This window comes from Burkholderia sp. AW49-1, from assembly GCF_053427845.1.
This window is the reverse complement of sequence record NZ_JBSAXF010000023.1, coordinates 25,848-42,455: the sequence shown is the minus strand read 5'-3', so window position 1 is coordinate 42,455 and position 16,608 is coordinate 25,848. Positions and strand designations below refer to the sequence as shown.

Below are 16,608 nucleotides of genomic sequence, written 5' to 3'. Positions count from 1 at the left end.
TACTCTGGTCCCATGCTTCGCGGTCGGCCCGAGTTAGCACACCAGCACCCACTCTGGCCCCAACCTCTACGCTTGCCCCCGGGGACACCACGTCAGCGCGGCCCCGAGCCTCATACGAATTCCGGCACTTCCGGTCGTCCTTCAAAAACCGGCCGCCCAAATGAAAAAACCCCGCCAACGCGGGGTTTGTGACGTCCTGAGATTCTAATCGATTTCGAATCAGGCGTAGCGACGCAGGCGTGTCGCGAATTCCTGCAGCGCCTTGATGCCGCTTTGTTCCGCACGATGGCACCAATCCTGCAATTGCGCGAGCAGCTGTTCGCGCGAGGCGGTCGAACGATCCCAGATCGCGGCCAGATCCTGGCGCAGCTGGAAGTACGTATGCAGCTTCTGGCTATTCGCGAAGATCTCCGGCAGCAGCTTCTTCTGCGGCTCGTCGAGGCCGTCGGCGTCCTTGTGGAACCACTTGCGCGCGCCGCGCATCAGCTGGTACTTCTCGCTCGAACCGAGCTCCTTCAGGTGCGCGAGTTCCTGGCGGTACGCACGCTTCACGGCCTTGCCGTAGCGCGCCATCACCTCGTAGCGGTTCGACAGCACCGCCTGCAGCGTTTCCTGGTCGAGCACCGTCTTCGGCTTGTTCAGACGCGGCGTCGGCGCGACCTTCTTCACCTTCGCGAGACCGAACGCCGACATGATGCGGATGTACATCCAGCCGATATCGAACTCGTACCACTTGTTCGACAGCTTCGCCGACGTCGCGAACGTGTGGTGGTTGTTGTGCAGCTCTTCGCCGCCGATCACGATGCCCCACGGGAACAGGTTCGTGCTCGCATCGGCCGAGTTGAAGTTGCGGTAGCCCCAGAAGTGGCCGAAGCCGTTCACGACACCCGCGGCCCAGAACGGAATCCAGACCATCTGCACGGCCCACACGGTCAGGCCGAGCACCCCGAACAGCGCGACGTCGATCACCATCATCAGGCTCACGCCGAGGATCGGGTACTTCGAGTACAGATTGCGCTCGATCCAGTCATTCGGCGTGCCGTGGCTGAACTTGCGCATCGTTTCTTCGTTCTTCGCTTCCGCGCGATACAGCTCCGCGCCTTCGAGGAACACCTTCCAGATGCCGCGCGTCTGCGGGCTGTGCGGATCTTCCTCGGTTTCGCACTTCGCGTGGTGCTTGCGATGGATCGCGGCCCACTGGCCCGTCAGCATGCCCGTCGTCATCCACAGCCAGACACGGAAGAAGTGACTCGCGATCGGGTGCAGCTCCAGCGCGCGGTGCGCCTGACAACGGTGCAGGTAGACCGTCACACCGATGATCGTGACATGCGTGACGGCGAGCGCGAACAGCGCGACCTGCCACCACGAAAAGCGCAGGAGCCCGTGGGAAAGAAAATCGAGCAGGGAATTCAACAAGGCAGTTACCTGTGGTGAGAGCGATGCCGGCGCAAGCCGACGTCATAAAAATGAAAGCATACCGCGTGTAGACCGGAATTTTACTTCAACCGTTCCAAGTCTTTGTAAAAAATGAATATTTTCTTGTCTTGACGCAACGCGGACAGTCCATCGGCGGACCGGGAAAGCCCCGCGATCCGGTTCCGACCGCCCGATTCGCCCAATTTGCGCCTAAGCCGCCGACGCCCGCCCGTCAACCGCGCCGCCGACCACCGCCACGGGAACGGCCTCCGCCACCGCGCCGGTCGCGGCCAGACCGTCCGGCAGGCCGACCACGCGCACTTCGCGCTGCGGGAACGGAATCGAAATTCCGTGCTCGCCGAAAAGCCGCCAGATGTTGCGATTCACGGACGAGCGCACGCCCGACGTGCCTTTCGCCGAATCCTCGATCCAGAAGCCGAGCTCCAGATCGATCCCGTCCGCACCGAAGCTCACCAGGTACGGGGCCGGCGCCGGCTCCGCGAGCACGCGCGGCACGTCCTTCGCGGCTTCCGCGAGCACCGCGAGCGCCTGCTCGACGTCGCTGGTATAGGCAACCTGCACGGCGACCTTCGCGTAGCCGCGCGTCAGGTACGACGACTGGTTCTGCACGACGTCGGTGATCAGCTTCTCGTTCGGGATCAGCGTCTCGTTGCCGTCGAGGCCGCGCACGACCGTATAGCGCGTCCGGATCTGCGTGACGACGCCCTGCAGCCCGCCGACGCTGATCGCGTCGCCGAGCCGCAGCGAGCGATCGAGCAGGATGATGAACCCCGACACGTAATTGCTGGCGATCTTCTGCAACCCGAAGCCGAGGCCGACGCCCACTGCGCCGCCGAACACGCCGAGCACCGTCACGTCGATGCCGACGAGCGACAGCCCGATCAGGATCGCTGCGAACACGAGCAGCGCACGGCCGACCCGCGACATCACGACCTTCAGGTTCGCGTCGAGCGTGGTGGCGCGCGCGAGGCGCTCCTCCAGCACCGAGCCGAGCCACATCGCGACCATCAGCGTCACACACACCCACAGCGCACCGGAAATCACCGACAGCAGCGTCAGGTGCGCATTCGCGACGCGGAACTGCACGCTGTCGAGCCAGCCGAGCACGTCGCGCTGGATTCCGAGAACCGTCAGCACCATCGCGACCCACACGACGGTCGACACGATCTTCTCAACGATCGACAGCCACGCATGCGTGTGCCCGCCGCGCGCGAATACGCGTCGCGCGAAGAAGAACAGCACGTAGATGAGCCCGATGCCGAACAACGGCACGAGCGCGAGCGACAGCAGCGACGTCGACATGAACGGATCGAACGCGAGCTGCGAGATCCCCACGAAGACGCCGCCGAACAGCGGAAACAACGCACGCTTCAGGCTTTGCGCACCAGCGCCGGGCGCGCGCCCCGCCGCCCGACGGCGCGCATCGATGCGGCCATGAACGAAGCGCGCGGCAACCCACGCGAAGCACAATGCGCCGACCAGGATCGCCGCCTGCCAGATCATGACCGGCTGGTGGAAATCCCGAATCACCGACGCCAACCGGTGCGACAACAGGCGGCTCTGCAGATTCTCCATCGTCCGTCCGGGCTGCCGTTACTGAGCGCGCCGTTCGAGGACCGCGGCGAAGAAGCCGTCGGTCGCATGGCGGTGCGGCCACAGCGACAGGTAGTCGCCGGTCTCGAGCGCGATGCGCTGGTCGGCCAGCACCTTCTGCGCGGGCACCAGCACGAAGTCCGGATGGTCGGCCAGGAACTGCTCGACGATCGCTTCGTTCTCCGCGTCGAGCACGCTGCAGGTCGCATATACGAGCCGGCCGCCCTTCTTCACGAGACGCGCGGCGCTCGCGAGGATCGACGCCTGCTTCGGCGTGAGCTCCTCGATCGACGTGCGCGTCTGGCGCCACTTGAGATCGGGGTTGCGGCGCAGCGTGCCGAGGCCGCTGCACGGCGCGTCGACCAGCACGCGGTCGATCTTGCCGGCGAGCCGCTTGATCTTCGCGTCGTGCTCGCTGTCGATCAGCACCGGATTCACGTTCGACAGCCCGCTACGTGCGAGGCGCGGCTTCAGCTTCGTGAGGCGCTTTTCCGACACGTCGAACGCATACAGGCGCCCCGTCGAGCGCATCATCGCGCCGAGCGCGAGCGTCTTGCCGCCGGCGCCCGCGCAGAAATCGACGACCATCTCGCCGCGGCGCGGCGCGACCAGCGAGCACAGCAGCTGGCTGCCCTCGTCCTGCACCTCGATCTGGCCTTCCTCGAACAGCTTCAGGCGCGTGAGCGCCGGCTTGCCGACGACGCGCACGCCCTGCGGCGCGAACGGCGTCTCGCCCGCGTCGATACCGTTCGCGCGCAGCGCGTCGATCACCTGTTCGCGCGTCGCCTTCTGCGCGTTGGCGCGCAGGTCCAGCGGCGCCGGGTAGTTCAGCGCCGCGGCGAGCTGCGCGAGCTCCTCGGCGTCGAAACGGGCCGACAGCGCCTGGTAGATCCAGTCCGGCAGGTTCGTGCGCACGCGCACCGGCAGGCTCGCCGGATCGATCTTCGACACGTGCTCGAGCCACGCGGCCTCGGTGTCGGACACGAACGGCTTGAGCGCATTGCGGCCGAGCGTCTGCATCAGGCCGAGCAGCGTCAGGCGCCGCGCGGGGCTGCCCGTGCCGCTCTCGGCCAGGTGCGAAAACTCCATCTTCCGGCGCAGCACCGCGAACACCGCCTCGGCGATCACGCCACGCTCGGCATGGCCGAGCTTCGGGTGCGCGCGAAAGAACCGGCTCGTGGTCGCGTCGGCGGGGCCGGTGAACTTCAGCACCTCGGCCAGCAAGGTCTCGGTCTGGCCAATCAGGAATCCGTGCAGCTTCATACGCCCTCGCTCGTTTCGGTATGCGGTTGATCCGCGAAAATCCAGCGCGCCTCTTCCGGCGCCACCACTGCCCGGCCGTTCTCGAGGCGCAGGCGCCCCTCGACGAACCAGCGCACCGCACGCGGATACAGCACGTGCTCGACCGTCAGCACGCGCTGCGCGAGCGCGGCCGCGTCGTCGCCGGCGCGCACGGGCACCGCGCCCTGCGCGACGATCGCGCCGCTGTCGAGTTCGGGAATCACGAAATGCACGCTCGCGCCATGCAGCGCGACGCCGGCATCCAGCGCCTGCTGGTGCGTGTGGATGCCCTTGAAGCTCGGCAGCAGCGACGGGTGGATGTTCAGCAGCCGGCCTTCATATCGTCTGACGAAATCGGGCGTGAGGATGCGCATGAAGCCGGCGAGCACGACGAGATCGGGCGCGAAGCGGTCGATCTCGGTGGCGAGCGCGGCGTCGAAGCTGTCGCGGCTGTCGAACGACCGGTGGTCGACCACAGCGGTCGCCACCCCGTGCGACGCGGCAAAAGCCAGGCCGGCCGCGTCGGGCCGGTTGGCGATCACGGCGGCGACCTCGGCCGGCCAGCGCTCCTGCGCGCACGCGCGGACGATGGCCTCCATGTTGCTGCCGCGACCGGAAATCAGGATCACGAGTTTTTTCATCCGCGAATTTTACCATTCGCCCCCGCGTTTCCCCCCTTCTCGGCCGCCGGGCCGCCCGAACGTTTATAATCTTCTGCTTTGCGGCATTCCACCGCCCATTCCCCGACGCTGCATCCGCTATCGTGAAAGTCTTCCGCGGCCTGCCCAACGCCGAGAGCCGCGCGCCGTGCGCGCTGACGATCGGCAACTTCGACGGTGTCCATCGCGGCCACCAGGCCCTGCTCGCGCGCGTGCGCGCGGCAGCGGACGCGCGCGGCCTGCCCGTGTGCGTGATGACCTTCGAGCCGCATCCGCGCGAATTCTTCAACCCGGCCGGCGCGCCGCCGCGCATCGCGATGCTGCGCGACAAGCTGGAAGCGCTGCGCGAACACGGCGTCGACCGCGTCGTCGTCGAGCACTTCAACCATACCTTCGCGAGCCAGTCGCCGCAGGCGTTCGTCGAACGCACGCTGGTCGGCGGGCTGCACACGCGCTGGATGATGGTGGGCGACGACTTCTGTTACGGCGCGAAGCGCGCGGGCACCTTCGACACGCTGAAGGCGGCCGGCGAGCAGTACGGCTTCGAGGTCGAGCAGATGGGCACGGTCGCCGGCAGCGACGGCACGCGCATCTCCAGCTCGGGCGTGCGCGCGGCGCTCGCCGCGGGCGATCTCGACGCGGCCGCGCAGGCGCTCGGCCACGGCTACGCGATCAGCGGCCACGTCGCGCACGGGCTGAAGCTCGGCCGCGACCTCGGCTTCCCGACCCTGAACCTGCCGATTGCACACAAGCGGCCGGCGCTCGCGGGCATCTTCGTCGTGCAGGTGCACGGCCTGGGCCCCGCCCCGCTGCCGGGCGTCGCGAGCCTCGGGCTGCGCCCGACCGTCGACGATTCCGGCCGCGTGCTGCTCGAAGTCCACCTGCTCGACTGGCACGGCGACGCGTACGGCAAGCTCATCCGCGTCGAATTCCTGAAGAAGCTGCGCGACGAGGCGAAGTTCGACGATCTCGAGGCGCTGTCGCGCGCGATCGCGCTGGACGTCGCGAACGCGCGCGCGTACTTCATCGAGCGCGACCGCGCGCCGGGCAGCCGCGCGACCGGCTTCGCGACATCGGCGACCGACCGAATTAGCTGATCCGGCCGGCGGCGCCCCGCGCCGCACCTTCGCGCCGCCGACACGCGCGCATCCCCGATTCACGACGCACGAGCGTCCCCCGATTTAGATAGCGATCCCATCATGAGCAACAAGAAAGCCGATTCGAAACCGCAGGCCAAGTATCCGGTCAACCTGCTCGACACGCCGTTCCCGATGCGCGGCGACCTGCCCAAGCGCGAACCGCAGTGGGTCAAGGAATGGGAAGAGCGCGGGATCTACGACAAGATCCGCGCGGCCAGCCAGGGCCGGCCGAAGTTCATCCTGCACGACGGCCCCCCGTATGCGAACGGCGACATCCACCTCGGTCACGCGGTCAACAAGATCCTGAAGGACATCGTCGTGAAGTCGCGCAACATGGCCGGCTTCGACGCGCCGTACGTGCCGGGCTGGGATTGCCACGGGATGCCGATCGAGATCCAGATCGAGAAGCAGTTCGGCAAGTCGCTGCCGGCGGCCGAAGTGATGAGCAAGGCGCGCGCGTACGCGACCGAGCAGATCGAGAAGCAGAAGGTCGGCTTCAAGCGCCTCGGCGTGCTCGGCGACTGGTCGAACCCGTACAAGACGATGAACTTCGTCAACGAGGCGGAAGAGATCCGCGCGCTCGGCAAGATCATCGAGAAGGGCTACGTGTATCGCGGGCTGAAGCCGGTGAACTGGTGCTTCGACTGCGGCTCGGCACTCGCCGAGGCGGAAGTCGAGTACAAGGACCGCACCGACCCGACGATCGACGTGATGTTCGCGTTCGCGGAACCGGAAAAGACCGCGCAGGCGTTCGGCCTGCCGGCGCTGCCGCGCGCCGAGGGCGGCATCGTGATCTGGACCACCACGCCGTGGACGATCCCCGCCAACCAAGCGCTGAACCTCCATCCGGAAATCGTCTACGCGCTGGTCGACACCGAGCGCGGGCTGCTGATCATCGCGGAAGAACGCGTCGAAGCCTGCATGACCGACTTCAAGCTGACGGGCCGCGTCGTCGCGACCGCGCCCGGCGTGAAACTCGCGAACCTGCGCTTCCACCACCCGCTCGCATCGGCCCACCCCGGCTACAAGCGCACCGCGCCCGTCTACCTCGGCGACTACGTGACGACCGACACGGGTACCGGCGTCGTGCACTCGTCGCCGGCCTACGGCATCGAGGACTTCCAGTCGTGCAAGGCGCACGGGATGACCGATTCGGACTTCATCAACCCGGTGATGGGCGACGGTCGCTACATCGAATCGCTGCCGCTGTTCGGCGGCCTGTCGATCTGGGACGCGAACCCGAAGATCGTCGACGCGCTGAACGCGGCCGGCTCGCTGCTGCGCAGCGAGAAGTACACGCACAGCTACATGCACTGCTGGCGCCACAAGACGCCGATCATCTACCGCGCGACTTCGCAGTGGTTCGCCGGCATGGACGTCACGCCGCGCGACGATGGCAAGACGCTGCGCGAAACCGCGCTCGAAGGCGTCGAGGCGACCGCGTTCTACCCGTCGTGGGGCAAGCAGCGGCTGTTCAGCATGATCGCGAACCGTCCCGACTGGACGCTGTCGCGCCAGCGCCAATGGGGCGTGCCGATGGCGTTCTTCGTGCACAAGGAAACCGGCGAGCTGCACCCGCGCACGCTCGAGCTGCTCGAGGAAGTCGCGAAACGCGTCGAGCAGTCGGGTATCGAGGCATGGCAGACGCTCGACCCGCGCGAGCTGATCGGCGACGACGCGAACCTGTACGAAAAGAACCGCGACACGCTCGACGTGTGGTTCGATTCGGGCACGACGCACTGGCACGTGCTGCGCGGCTCGCACAAGGATCAGCTGCAGTTCCCGGCCGACCTGTACCTCGAAGGCTCGGACCAGCACCGCGGCTGGTTCCACTCGTCGTTGCTGACCGCGTCGATGATCGACGGCCGCGCACCGTACAAGGGCCTGCTCACGCATGGCTTCACGGTCGACGGCGAAGGCCGCAAGATGAGCAAGTCGCTCGGCAACGGCATCGACCCGCATGAAGTCGCGAACCGTCTCGGCGCGGAAATCATCCGCCTGTGGATCGCGTCGACCGACTATTCGGGCGAGCTCGCGATCTCCGAGGAAATCCTGAAGCGCGTGACCGAAGGCTATCGCCGCATCCGCAACACGTTGCGCTTCCTCCTCGCGAACCTGTCGGACTTCGACTATGCGCAGCACGCGGTGCCGGTCGGCGAATGGCTCGAGATCGACCGCTACGCGGTCGCGTTCTCCGCGCAACTGCAGACGGAACTGCTCGGCCACTACGAGAAGTACGAGTTCCACCCGGTCGTCGCGAAGCTGCAGACGTACTGCTCGGAAGACCTCGGCGGCTTCTACCTCGACGTGCTGAAGGACCGTCTGTACACGAGCGCACCCGATTCGCACGCGCGCCGCTCCGCGCAGACCGCGCTGTACCACCTGACGCACGGTCTGCTGCGCGTGCTCGCGCCGTTCCTGTCGTTCACCGCGGAAGAAGCGTGGAAGGTGTTCCAGCCGGCCAGTGACACCGTGTTCACGGAAACCTACTACGCGTATCCGGAAGTCGCCGGCGCGCCCGCGCTGATCGAGAAGTGGGCACTGCTGCGCGACGTACGCGGCAACGTGACCAAGGCGCTCGAGGAAGCACGCACCGCGAACCGCATCGGTTCGTCGCTGCAGGCGGAAGTGGCCGTGCATGCGAGCGGCGCGCGCTACGACGCACTCACGAGCCTCGGCGAAGACCTGAAGTTCGTGCTGATCACGTCGGCGGCAACGGTCGTGAAGGTCGACGACGAAGCGCAGGAAAGCGTCGACGTCGCGGCGTCGAAGTACCAGAAGTGCGAACGCTGCTGGCACTACCGCGAGGACGTCGGCGCGCACGCCGATCATCCGACGCTGTGCGGCCGCTGCTTCTCCAACCTGTTTGAAAACGGCGAAAACCGGAGCGCTGCTTGAATATGGCGAAGACTGTGTCGAAACCGGCCAGCGGCGCGCTCGCGCCCTGGCTCGGCATTTCGCTGATCGTGATTCTGTTCGACCAGCTGTCGAAGATCGCGATCCTGAAAACGTTCGCGTACGGCGCGCAGCATGCGCTGACGTCGTTCTTCAACCTCGTGCTGGTATACAACCGCGGCGCCGCGTTCGGCTTCCTGTCGACCGCGAGCGGCTGGCAGCGCTGGGCGTTCACCGCGCTCGGCATCGGCGCGACGCTCGTGATCTGCTTCCTGCTGCGCCGTCACGGCCAGCAGCGGCTGTTCAGCCTGTCGCTCGCGCTGATCCTCGGCGGCGCGCTCGGCAACGTGATCGACCGGCTGATCTACGGCCACGTGATCGACTTTCTCGATTTCCATCTCGGCGCTTGGCACTTCCCGGCGTTCAACCTCGCCGATTCCGCGATCACGATCGGTGCGGTGCTGCTGATCTACGACGAACTGCGTCGCGTGCGCGGCTCGCGCTGAGCGCGCATACTCGGTGTCGACGGCCGGCTTCGCGCCGGCCGTTCCGTTTGACCCTTGGAGGCCTGAGTTGGCACACGCAGAACTCGCAGGAAAACACCTCGTTCTCGGCCTGACGGGCGGCATCGCCTGCTACAAGATCGCCGAGCTCACCCGGCTGCTGACGAAGGCGGGCGCGACCGTGCAGGTCGCGATGACCGAAGCCGCCACGCAGTTCATCACGCCCGTGACGATGCAGGCACTGTCCGGCCGGCCCGTCTACACGAGCCAGTGGGATGCGCGCATCGACAACAACATGGCGCACATCGACCTGTCGCGCGAAGCCGACGCGATCGTGATCGCGCCCGCATCGACGGATTTCCTCGCGAAGCTCGCGCACGGGTTCGCTGACGACCTGCTGTCGACGCTGTGCATCGCGCGCGACTGCCCGCTGCTCGTCGTGCCTGCGATGAACCGCCAGATGTGGCAGAACCCGGCCACGCAGCGCAACGCCGCGCAACTGCGCGCCGACGGCGTGTCGGTGCTCGGCCCCGATTCGGGCGCGCAGGCGTGCGGCGAAGTCGGCGACGGCCGCATGCTCGAACCCGAGGCGATCTATGAAGCGATCGTCGCGCACTTCGCGCCGAAGGTGCTCGCGCACCGTCGCGTGCTGATCACGGCCGGCCCGACGTTCGAGCCGCTCGATCCGGTGCGCGGCCTCACGAACCGCTCGAGCGGCAAGATGGGCTTCGCGCTCGCGCGCGCCGCGCAGCAGGCCGGCGCCGACGTGCATCTCGTCGCGGGGCCGGTTGCGCTCGACACGCCGTGGGGCGTATACCGCCAGGACGTGCAGACGGCACAGCAGATGTACGACGCGGTGATGCAAGCCGTGTCCGACGCCGACATCTTCATCGCGGTGGCCGCGGTCGCCGACTGGCGCGTCGATCATCCGGCCGAGCACAAGATGAAGAAGACGGCCGACCGCAAGATGCCGGCGCTCGCGTTCGTCGAGAACCCGGACATCCTCGCGTCGGTCGCGGCGCTGCCCGATCCGCCGTATTGCGTCGGGTTCGCGGCCGAAAGCGGCGACCTCGACGTGCACGGCGACGAGAAGCGCAAGCGCAAGAACGTGCCGCTCCTGGTCGGCAATCTCGGCCCGCTGACGTTCGGCCGCGACGACAACGAAGTCGTGCTGTTCGAGGCGGCCGGCCTCACGCGCCTGCCGCGCGCCCCGAAGGACGAACTCGCGCACGTGCTCGTCGCGGAAATCGCGAAGCGCCTGCCGGACAACCGCCTGATCTGATCACCCGCGCGGCGGCCCGCGCCGCCGCGCCCTTCCCGACCGATTCGACGACCGCATGAAACTCGATCTGAAGATTCTCGACGCGCGCATGCGCGACTACCTGCCCGCCTACGCCACCACCGGCAGCGCGGGCCTCGACCTGCGCGCGTGCATCGACGCGCCCGTCACGCTGCAGCCTGGCGAAACGACGCTCGTGCCGACCGGCCTCGCGATCCACCTCGCGGATCCCGGCTACGCGGCGCTGATCCTGCCGCGCTCGGGCCTCGGCCACAAGCATGGCATCGTGCTCGGCAACCTCGTCGGCCTGATCGATTCCGACTACCAGGGTCAGCTGATGATCTCGACGTGGAACCGCGGCCAGACCGAGTTCGTGCTGAACCCGTTCGAGCGGCTCGCGCAGCTCGTGATCGTGCCGGTCGTGCAGGCGCAATTCAACATCGTCGACGACTTCGCGCAAAGCGATCGCGGCGAAGGCGGCTTCGGCAGCACCGGCCGACACTGAACGACGCCATGCAAAAAAACGGGGCCTCGCGGCCCTTTCCTTTTTCCGTGACCGTTCACCGATCGGCCGTCTGCGCGATCCGCGCGGGCACGAGCTCGCGTCGCCGTGCCTGCACGATGCTTGCGTAGATCACCATCGCGACGAGTACGCCGAGCAGCACCGCCGACGATCCGACGGTGCCGAGCGCGAGCCCCACCCTTGGCAGCCGGTTTCGTCAGCAGGTCGCCGACCGTCGCCCCGAACGGGCGCGTGAGCACGAATGCGGCCCAGAACAGCAGCACGCCTGACATGCGCGTGAAATAGTGGGCCAGAACGATCAGAGTGAGCAGCCCGCCGATCAGCAGCGCGCCGCCGCCGAAGCCGAGGCCCGAGCTGTCCGCGAGAAAATCGCCGAGCGCGGTGCCGAGCGTGTTCGAGAACAGGATGGCGATCCAGTACAGCAGTTCGACCTTGCGCGTGCGGATCAGGTCGACCGACAGCGATTCGCCGCTCCGGCGCCATACCGTGAAGATCGCCAGCAGGATCGCGACGAGAATCGACGAGCCGGCGGCGTAGCCGAGGCCGAGCGTCCGGTCCATGAAATCGGACATCGTCGTGCCGGCGGTGCTCGTCGCGACGATCACCGCCCAGTAGATCGCCGGGCGATACTGCGTCGTTCGGAGCTGTGCGCCCAGCGTCACGAGAAAGAAACCGAACAGCAGGATCGAACTCACCGCATAGCCGACGTTCAGCGTCATCGACAGCAAGTCACCGCCGGTCTCGCCGAGCGTCGTCGCGCAGATCTTCATGATCCAGAACGCGAGTGTGATTTCGGGAAGCTTGTTCATTCGAACCTTTTTTGCAGAGAGCGGCGGGCCGGCGTGCGCCAGCCCGGGTCGCGGACAGGTTCGAATGTAGTCGCCCCCGGCTTAACGGGACCTTAGCGGCGTGGCAGCACCGTGTAGCCGGCGGTGCGCGACGCCACGCGTCAACGCGCGTGCTGGTGCCGATAGTGCAGTGCGTACGCAAGCGTGAGCAGCACGGCGAACACGACGCCGACCACCATCGTCATCCTGAATTCGCGCGTGAACGCGGTCGTGAGCAGGATCGCGCCGACGAGCCCCGCACCGAGCAGGCTGCCGAACGGGTGCCCCCACATCCGGAACGCGAGCGCGGGGCCGCGATACTGCGCGCGAAACCGCAGGTGCGTAACGAAAATCATCAGCCACGTGAACAGCGCGCCGAACATCGCGATCGCCATCATCACGGTGAACGCGGTATCCGGCGACAGCGCGACCAGCACGGCCGCAACCGCGACGCCGCTGGTCGAGATCCACAGCGCCGCACGCGGCACGCCGTTGTTGCCGAGCCGGCCGAACACGGCCGGCGCGAGCCGCGCGCGCGACAGGCTGAACATCATCCGCGTCGTCACGTAGAGCTGGCTGTTCATCGCCGACAGCGCCGCGATCAGCAACACGAAGTTGATCACGCCGGCCGCATACGGCACGTGCGTTGCAGCCATCACCTTCACGAACGGGCTTTCGTTGGTGCCGGCTTGCGTCCAGGGCACGATCGCGAGCATCAGCGACAGCGTGAGCAGGTAGAACAGCACGAGCCGGAATACCGTCGAGCGGAACGCGCGCGTGACCGCATGCTGCGGATCACGCGCCTCGCCGGCCGCGATCGCGACCGCCTCGATGCTCATGTAGCTGAAGATCGCGACGATCACCGCGACCCAAGTGCCCCACGGCCCTTTCGGCATGAAGCCGTCGTGCGCGGTGTAGTTCGCGAAGCCGATGCCCGAAGCCGCCGGCGCCGACCACACGAGATACGCGCCGAGCACGATGAACACGACGATCGCCGCGATCTTCAGCAACGAAAACGCGTATTCGACCGACCCGTACAGCGTGACGCTCGCGAGGTTCACCGCGATCAGCAACGCAGAGAAGCCGATCACCCAGTACCAGCCGGGCACGGCCGGGAACCAGTACTTCATGAAGACGGCGATCGCGCTGATCTCGGTGCCGATCGCGAACACGACCGCGAACCAGTACGCATAGCGCACGAGAAAGCCCGCGAGCGGGCCGACATAATGCTCAGCGTACGCACCGAACGAGCCGGCCGTCGGATGCGCGACCGTCATTTCCGCGAGCGCGCCCATCAGCAGCAGCGCGATCAGCGCGCCGATCGCGTACGAAACCAGCACGCTCGGGCCCGCGAGCCCGATCGCGAACCCGCTGCCGAGGAACAGCCCCGTGCCGATCGCGCCGCCGATCGCGATCATCGCCATCTGCCCCGACGTCAGCGCATGGCGCAACCCTTGTTCGCGCGCGACGATGTTGTCGAACGACCGTTGTTGTTGTGTCACCGCGTTACCACTCCCCTGCACCACCATCGCGCCACCGGCGCCAGACAAAGCGAAACGGCGCGGAAAACTTCCCGCGCCGTTCGCATGAACAACGAATTATCGCTTACTCGACTTCGACCGTCTCTTCGTTCGGCTTGTGCGGCGGATTCGCCAGCTTGTCGAACGACAACTGCACCTTGTCGTTTTCGTCGACGTCGACCGTCACGTGACCACCATTGACGAGCTTGCCGAACAGCAGTTCATCGGCCAGCGCGCGACGGATCGTGTCCTGGATCAGCCGCTGCATCGGCCGCGCGCCCATCAGCGGGTCGAAGCCGTGCTTCGCGAGATGCTTGCGCAACGCGTCGGTGAAGAGCGCGTCGACCTTCTTCTCGTGCAATTGCTCCTCGAGCTGGATCAGGAACTTGTCGACCACGCGCATGATGATTTCCTCATCGAGCGAGCGGAAGCTGATGATCGCATCCAGACGGTTGCGGAACTCCGGCGTGAACAGGCGCTTGATGTCGGTCATCTCGTCGCCCGTCTCGCGGCGCGTCGTGAAGCCGATCGTCGCCTTCTGCATCGACTCGGCGCCCGCGTTCGTCGTCATGATGATGATGACGTTGCGGAAATCCGCCTTGCGGCCGTTGTTGTCCGTCAGCGTGCCGTGATCCATCACCTGCAGCAGCACGTTGAAGATATCCGGATGCGCCTTCTCGATTTCATCGAGCAGCAGCACGCAGTGCGGCTTCTTCGTGACGGCTTCCGTCAGGAGGCCGCCCTGGTCGAACCCGACGTAGCCCGGCGGCGCGCCGATCAGGCGGCTCACCGCGTGACGCTCCATGTATTCCGACATGTCGAAGCGGATCAGCTCGATGCCGAGCGTGAACGCGAGCTGGCGCGCCACTTCGGTCTTGCCGACGCCCGTCGGGCCGGAGAACAGGAACGCGCCGATCGGCTTGTCCATCTTGCCGAGACCCGCGCGCGCCATCTTGATCGACGCAGCGAGTGCGTCGATCGCCGGATCCTGGCCGAACACGACGCTCTTCAGGTCGCGATCGAGCGTTTGCAGCTTGCTGCGATCGTCCTGCGACACGCTCTGCGCCGGCACGCGCGCGATCTTCGAGATGATTTCCTCGATCTCGCTCTTGCCGATCGTCTTCTTCTGCTTCGACTTCGGCAGGATGCGCTGCGCGGCGCCCGCTTCGTCGATCACGTCGATCGCCTTGTCCGGCAGGTGACGGTCGGTGATGAAGCGTGCCGACAACTCGGCCGCGGCCGACAGCGCACCCGACGAATACTTGACGCCGTGATGCTCCTCGAAGCGCGACTTCAGCCCGCGCAGGATCGCGACCGTCTGCTCGACGGTCGGCTCCGTCACGTCGACCTTCTGGAAGCGCCGCGACAGCGCCGCGTCCTTTTCGAAGATGCCGCGATATTCGGTGAACGTGGTCGCGCCGATGCACTTGAGCGTGCCCGACGACAGCGCCGGCTTCAGCAGGTTCGATGCGTCGAGCGTGCCGCCCGAAGCGGCACCCGCGCCGATCAGCGTGTGAATTTCGTCGATGAACAGGATCGCGTGCGGCCGTTCCTTCAGTTCCTTCAGCACCGTCTTCAGACGCTGCTCGAAGTCGCCGCGATACTTGGTGCCCGCGAGCAGCGCACCCATGTCGAGCGAATACACCTGCGCGTTCGCGAGGATGTCGGGCACTTCGCCGCGCGTGATGCGATACGCGAGCCCTTCGGCGATCGCGGTCTTGCCGACGCCGGCTTCGCCGACGAGCAGCGGATTGTTCTTGCGGCGGCGGCACAGCACCTGCACGACGCGCTCGACTTCCGGCTCGCGGCCGATCAGCGGGTCGATGCGGCCGTCCTTCGCCATCTGGTTCAGGTTCTGCGTGAACTGCGCGAGCGGCGTTTCCTTCTGCGCGTTCGCATCTTCGCTTTCGGCGTTCGCGTCGGTCGACTTCGCGGCCTCGCCGCCGTTCGTCTTCGCGATGCCATGCGAAATGAAGTTCACCACGTCCAGACGCGTGACGCCCTGCTGCTGCAGGTAATAGACGGCGTGCGAGTCCTTCTCGCCGAAGATCGCGACCAGCACGTTCGCGCCGGTGACTTCCTTCTTGCCGTTCGACGTGGACTGGACGTGCATGATCGCGCGCTGGATCACGCGCTGGAAACCGAGCGTCGGCTGGGTATCGACATCGTCGGTGCCCGGGACGGTAGGTGTGTTGTCGTGGATGAAATTGCGCAGGTTCTGACGCAAGTCCTCGATGTTGGCCGCACACGCGCGCAACACTTCGGCTGCCGTCGGATTATCCAGCAGGGCCAGCAGCAGATGCTCGACCGTAATGAACTCATGGCGCGCCTGGCGTGCTTCCATGAACGCCATGTGCAGGCTGACTTCCAATTCCTGGGCAATCATGCTTCCTCCATCACGCACTGCAGCGGATGCCCGGCCTGCCGCGCATGGGTAACGACTTGCTCAACCTTGGTCGACGCGATGTCCCGCGTATAGACCCCACAAACCCCTCGCCCTTCGCGATGGACCTTCAGCATGATCTGCGTGGCCGTCTCGCGATCCTTCTTGAAATACTCCTGTACGACCATCACGACGAACTCCATCGGCGTGAAGTCGTCGTTCAGCAGCACCACCTTGTACATCGAAGGCGGCTTGAGCTTCTGCTGCTTGCGTTCCAGGACGGTGCTGTCCTGCTTGTCCGGGATAATCGCCATACACCCATTCTAAACAACTCGGACAGGCCCGCAATCCTGCCATTACCCGACCGACCGGCCGGCGCCCTCCCTGGTTCCCGACGACTCGCGATCGTCTTCGTGCCATACGAAAGCCGGCTGCGGTGCCGGCTTTCACGCGTGGCGCGGAACACGAACCGTCAGGGGGAAACCGCACCGGACGTCGCATCCGCATCCAGTATCCCACAAGCCGGGACGACTCGATCGCGTGTCACTCGAGCCTGGTATATGAGCCGA

General features: G+C 66.2%; 12 protein-coding genes and 1 pseudogene. 5 read left to right on the top strand and 8 right to left on the bottom strand.

The genetic code is table 11. From position 1 onward, the window contains the following. Positions 1 to 219: 219 nt before the first annotated feature. The 4 genes from ACV22W_RS26260 to purN all read right to left on the bottom strand — a co-directional run bounded on the left by ACV22W_RS26260 (position 220) and on the right by purN (position 4,952). A complete protein-coding gene (locus ACV22W_RS26260) occupies positions 220 to 1,416 on the bottom strand; it encodes a DesA family fatty acid desaturase (RefSeq protein ID WP_059468287.1) in 1,197 nt (398 codons plus the stop codon). Between the two features lie 210 nt (positions 1,417 to 1,626). Beyond that, on the bottom strand, positions 1,627 to 3,012 hold the full coding sequence (locus tag ACV22W_RS26255; RefSeq protein ID WP_448022470.1) for a mechanosensitive ion channel family protein: 1,386 nt from the start codon (positions 3,010 to 3,012) through the stop codon (positions 1,627 to 1,629). Between the two features lie 18 nt (positions 3,013 to 3,030). Beyond that, positions 3,031 to 4,293 (bottom strand): RsmB/NOP family class I SAM-dependent RNA methyltransferase, encoded by a 1,263-nt coding sequence (locus tag ACV22W_RS26250; protein ID WP_223964995.1) that lies wholly within the window; start codon positions 4,291 to 4,293, stop codon positions 3,031 to 3,033. Beyond that, a complete protein-coding gene (gene purN, locus ACV22W_RS26245) occupies positions 4,290 to 4,952 on the bottom strand; it encodes a phosphoribosylglycinamide formyltransferase (RefSeq protein WP_448022469.1) in 663 nt (220 codons plus the stop codon). The genes ACV22W_RS26250 and purN overlap by 4 nt, the downstream gene beginning before the upstream one ends. A 122-nt stretch (positions 4,953 to 5,074) precedes the next feature. Between purN and ACV22W_RS26240 the strand changes: the two genes are divergently transcribed. The 5 genes from ACV22W_RS26240 to dut all read left to right on the top strand — a co-directional run bounded on the left by ACV22W_RS26240 (position 5,075) and on the right by dut (position 11,291). Next, positions 5,075 to 6,067: a bifunctional riboflavin kinase/FAD synthetase gene (locus tag ACV22W_RS26240; protein WP_059527721.1), complete on the top strand. Its 993-nt coding sequence runs from the start codon at positions 5,075 to 5,077 to the stop codon at positions 6,065 to 6,067. Positions 6,068 to 6,169: 102 nt separating this feature from the next. Then, positions 6,170 to 9,007 carry an isoleucine--tRNA ligase gene (ileS, locus tag ACV22W_RS26235; protein WP_448022468.1) on the top strand — a complete coding sequence of 946 codons (2,838 nt, stop codon included), beginning with the start codon at positions 6,170 to 6,172 and terminating at the stop codon, positions 9,005 to 9,007. A gap of 2 nt (positions 9,008 to 9,009) precedes the next feature. Then, positions 9,010 to 9,510 carry a signal peptidase II gene (gene lspA / locus ACV22W_RS26230; RefSeq protein ID WP_059527727.1) on the top strand — a complete coding sequence of 167 codons (501 nt, stop codon included), beginning with the start codon at positions 9,010 to 9,012 and terminating at the stop codon, positions 9,508 to 9,510. 67 nt (positions 9,511 to 9,577) lie between these two features. After that, on the top strand, positions 9,578 to 10,789 hold the full coding sequence (gene coaBC, locus ACV22W_RS26225) for a bifunctional phosphopantothenoylcysteine decarboxylase/phosphopantothenate--cysteine ligase CoaBC (RefSeq protein ID WP_448022467.1): 1,212 nt from the start codon (positions 9,578 to 9,580) through the stop codon (positions 10,787 to 10,789). Positions 10,790 to 10,844: 55 nt separating this feature from the next. Beyond that, positions 10,845 to 11,291: a dUTP diphosphatase gene (gene dut / locus ACV22W_RS26220; RefSeq protein WP_448022466.1), complete on the top strand. Its 447-nt coding sequence runs from the start codon at positions 10,845 to 10,847 to the stop codon at positions 11,289 to 11,291. 55 nt (positions 11,292 to 11,346) lie between these two features. Here the strand turns inward: dut and ACV22W_RS26215 are convergent. The 4 genes and pseudogenes from ACV22W_RS26215 to clpS all read right to left on the bottom strand — a co-directional run bounded on the left by ACV22W_RS26215 (position 11,347) and on the right by clpS (position 16,353). Then, positions 11,347 to 12,118: pseudogene (locus ACV22W_RS26215) on the bottom strand (COG4705 family protein). A gap of 140 nt (positions 12,119 to 12,258) precedes the next feature. Further along, positions 12,259 to 13,638, bottom strand: a complete 1,380-nt coding sequence (locus ACV22W_RS26210) for an amino acid permease (protein WP_448022465.1) — start codon at positions 13,636 to 13,638, stop codon at positions 12,259 to 12,261. A gap of 103 nt (positions 13,639 to 13,741) precedes the next feature. Further along, positions 13,742 to 16,042 (bottom strand): ATP-dependent Clp protease ATP-binding subunit ClpA, encoded by a 2,301-nt coding sequence (gene clpA, locus ACV22W_RS26205; RefSeq protein WP_124621538.1) that lies wholly within the window; start codon positions 16,040 to 16,042, stop codon positions 13,742 to 13,744. Next, entirely contained in the window at positions 16,039 to 16,353 is a 315-nt protein-coding gene (gene clpS, locus ACV22W_RS26200; RefSeq protein WP_006398529.1) for an ATP-dependent Clp protease adapter ClpS, read from the bottom strand. The genes clpA and clpS overlap by 4 nt, the downstream gene beginning before the upstream one ends. Between the last annotated feature and the right edge of the window lie 255 nt (positions 16,354 to 16,608).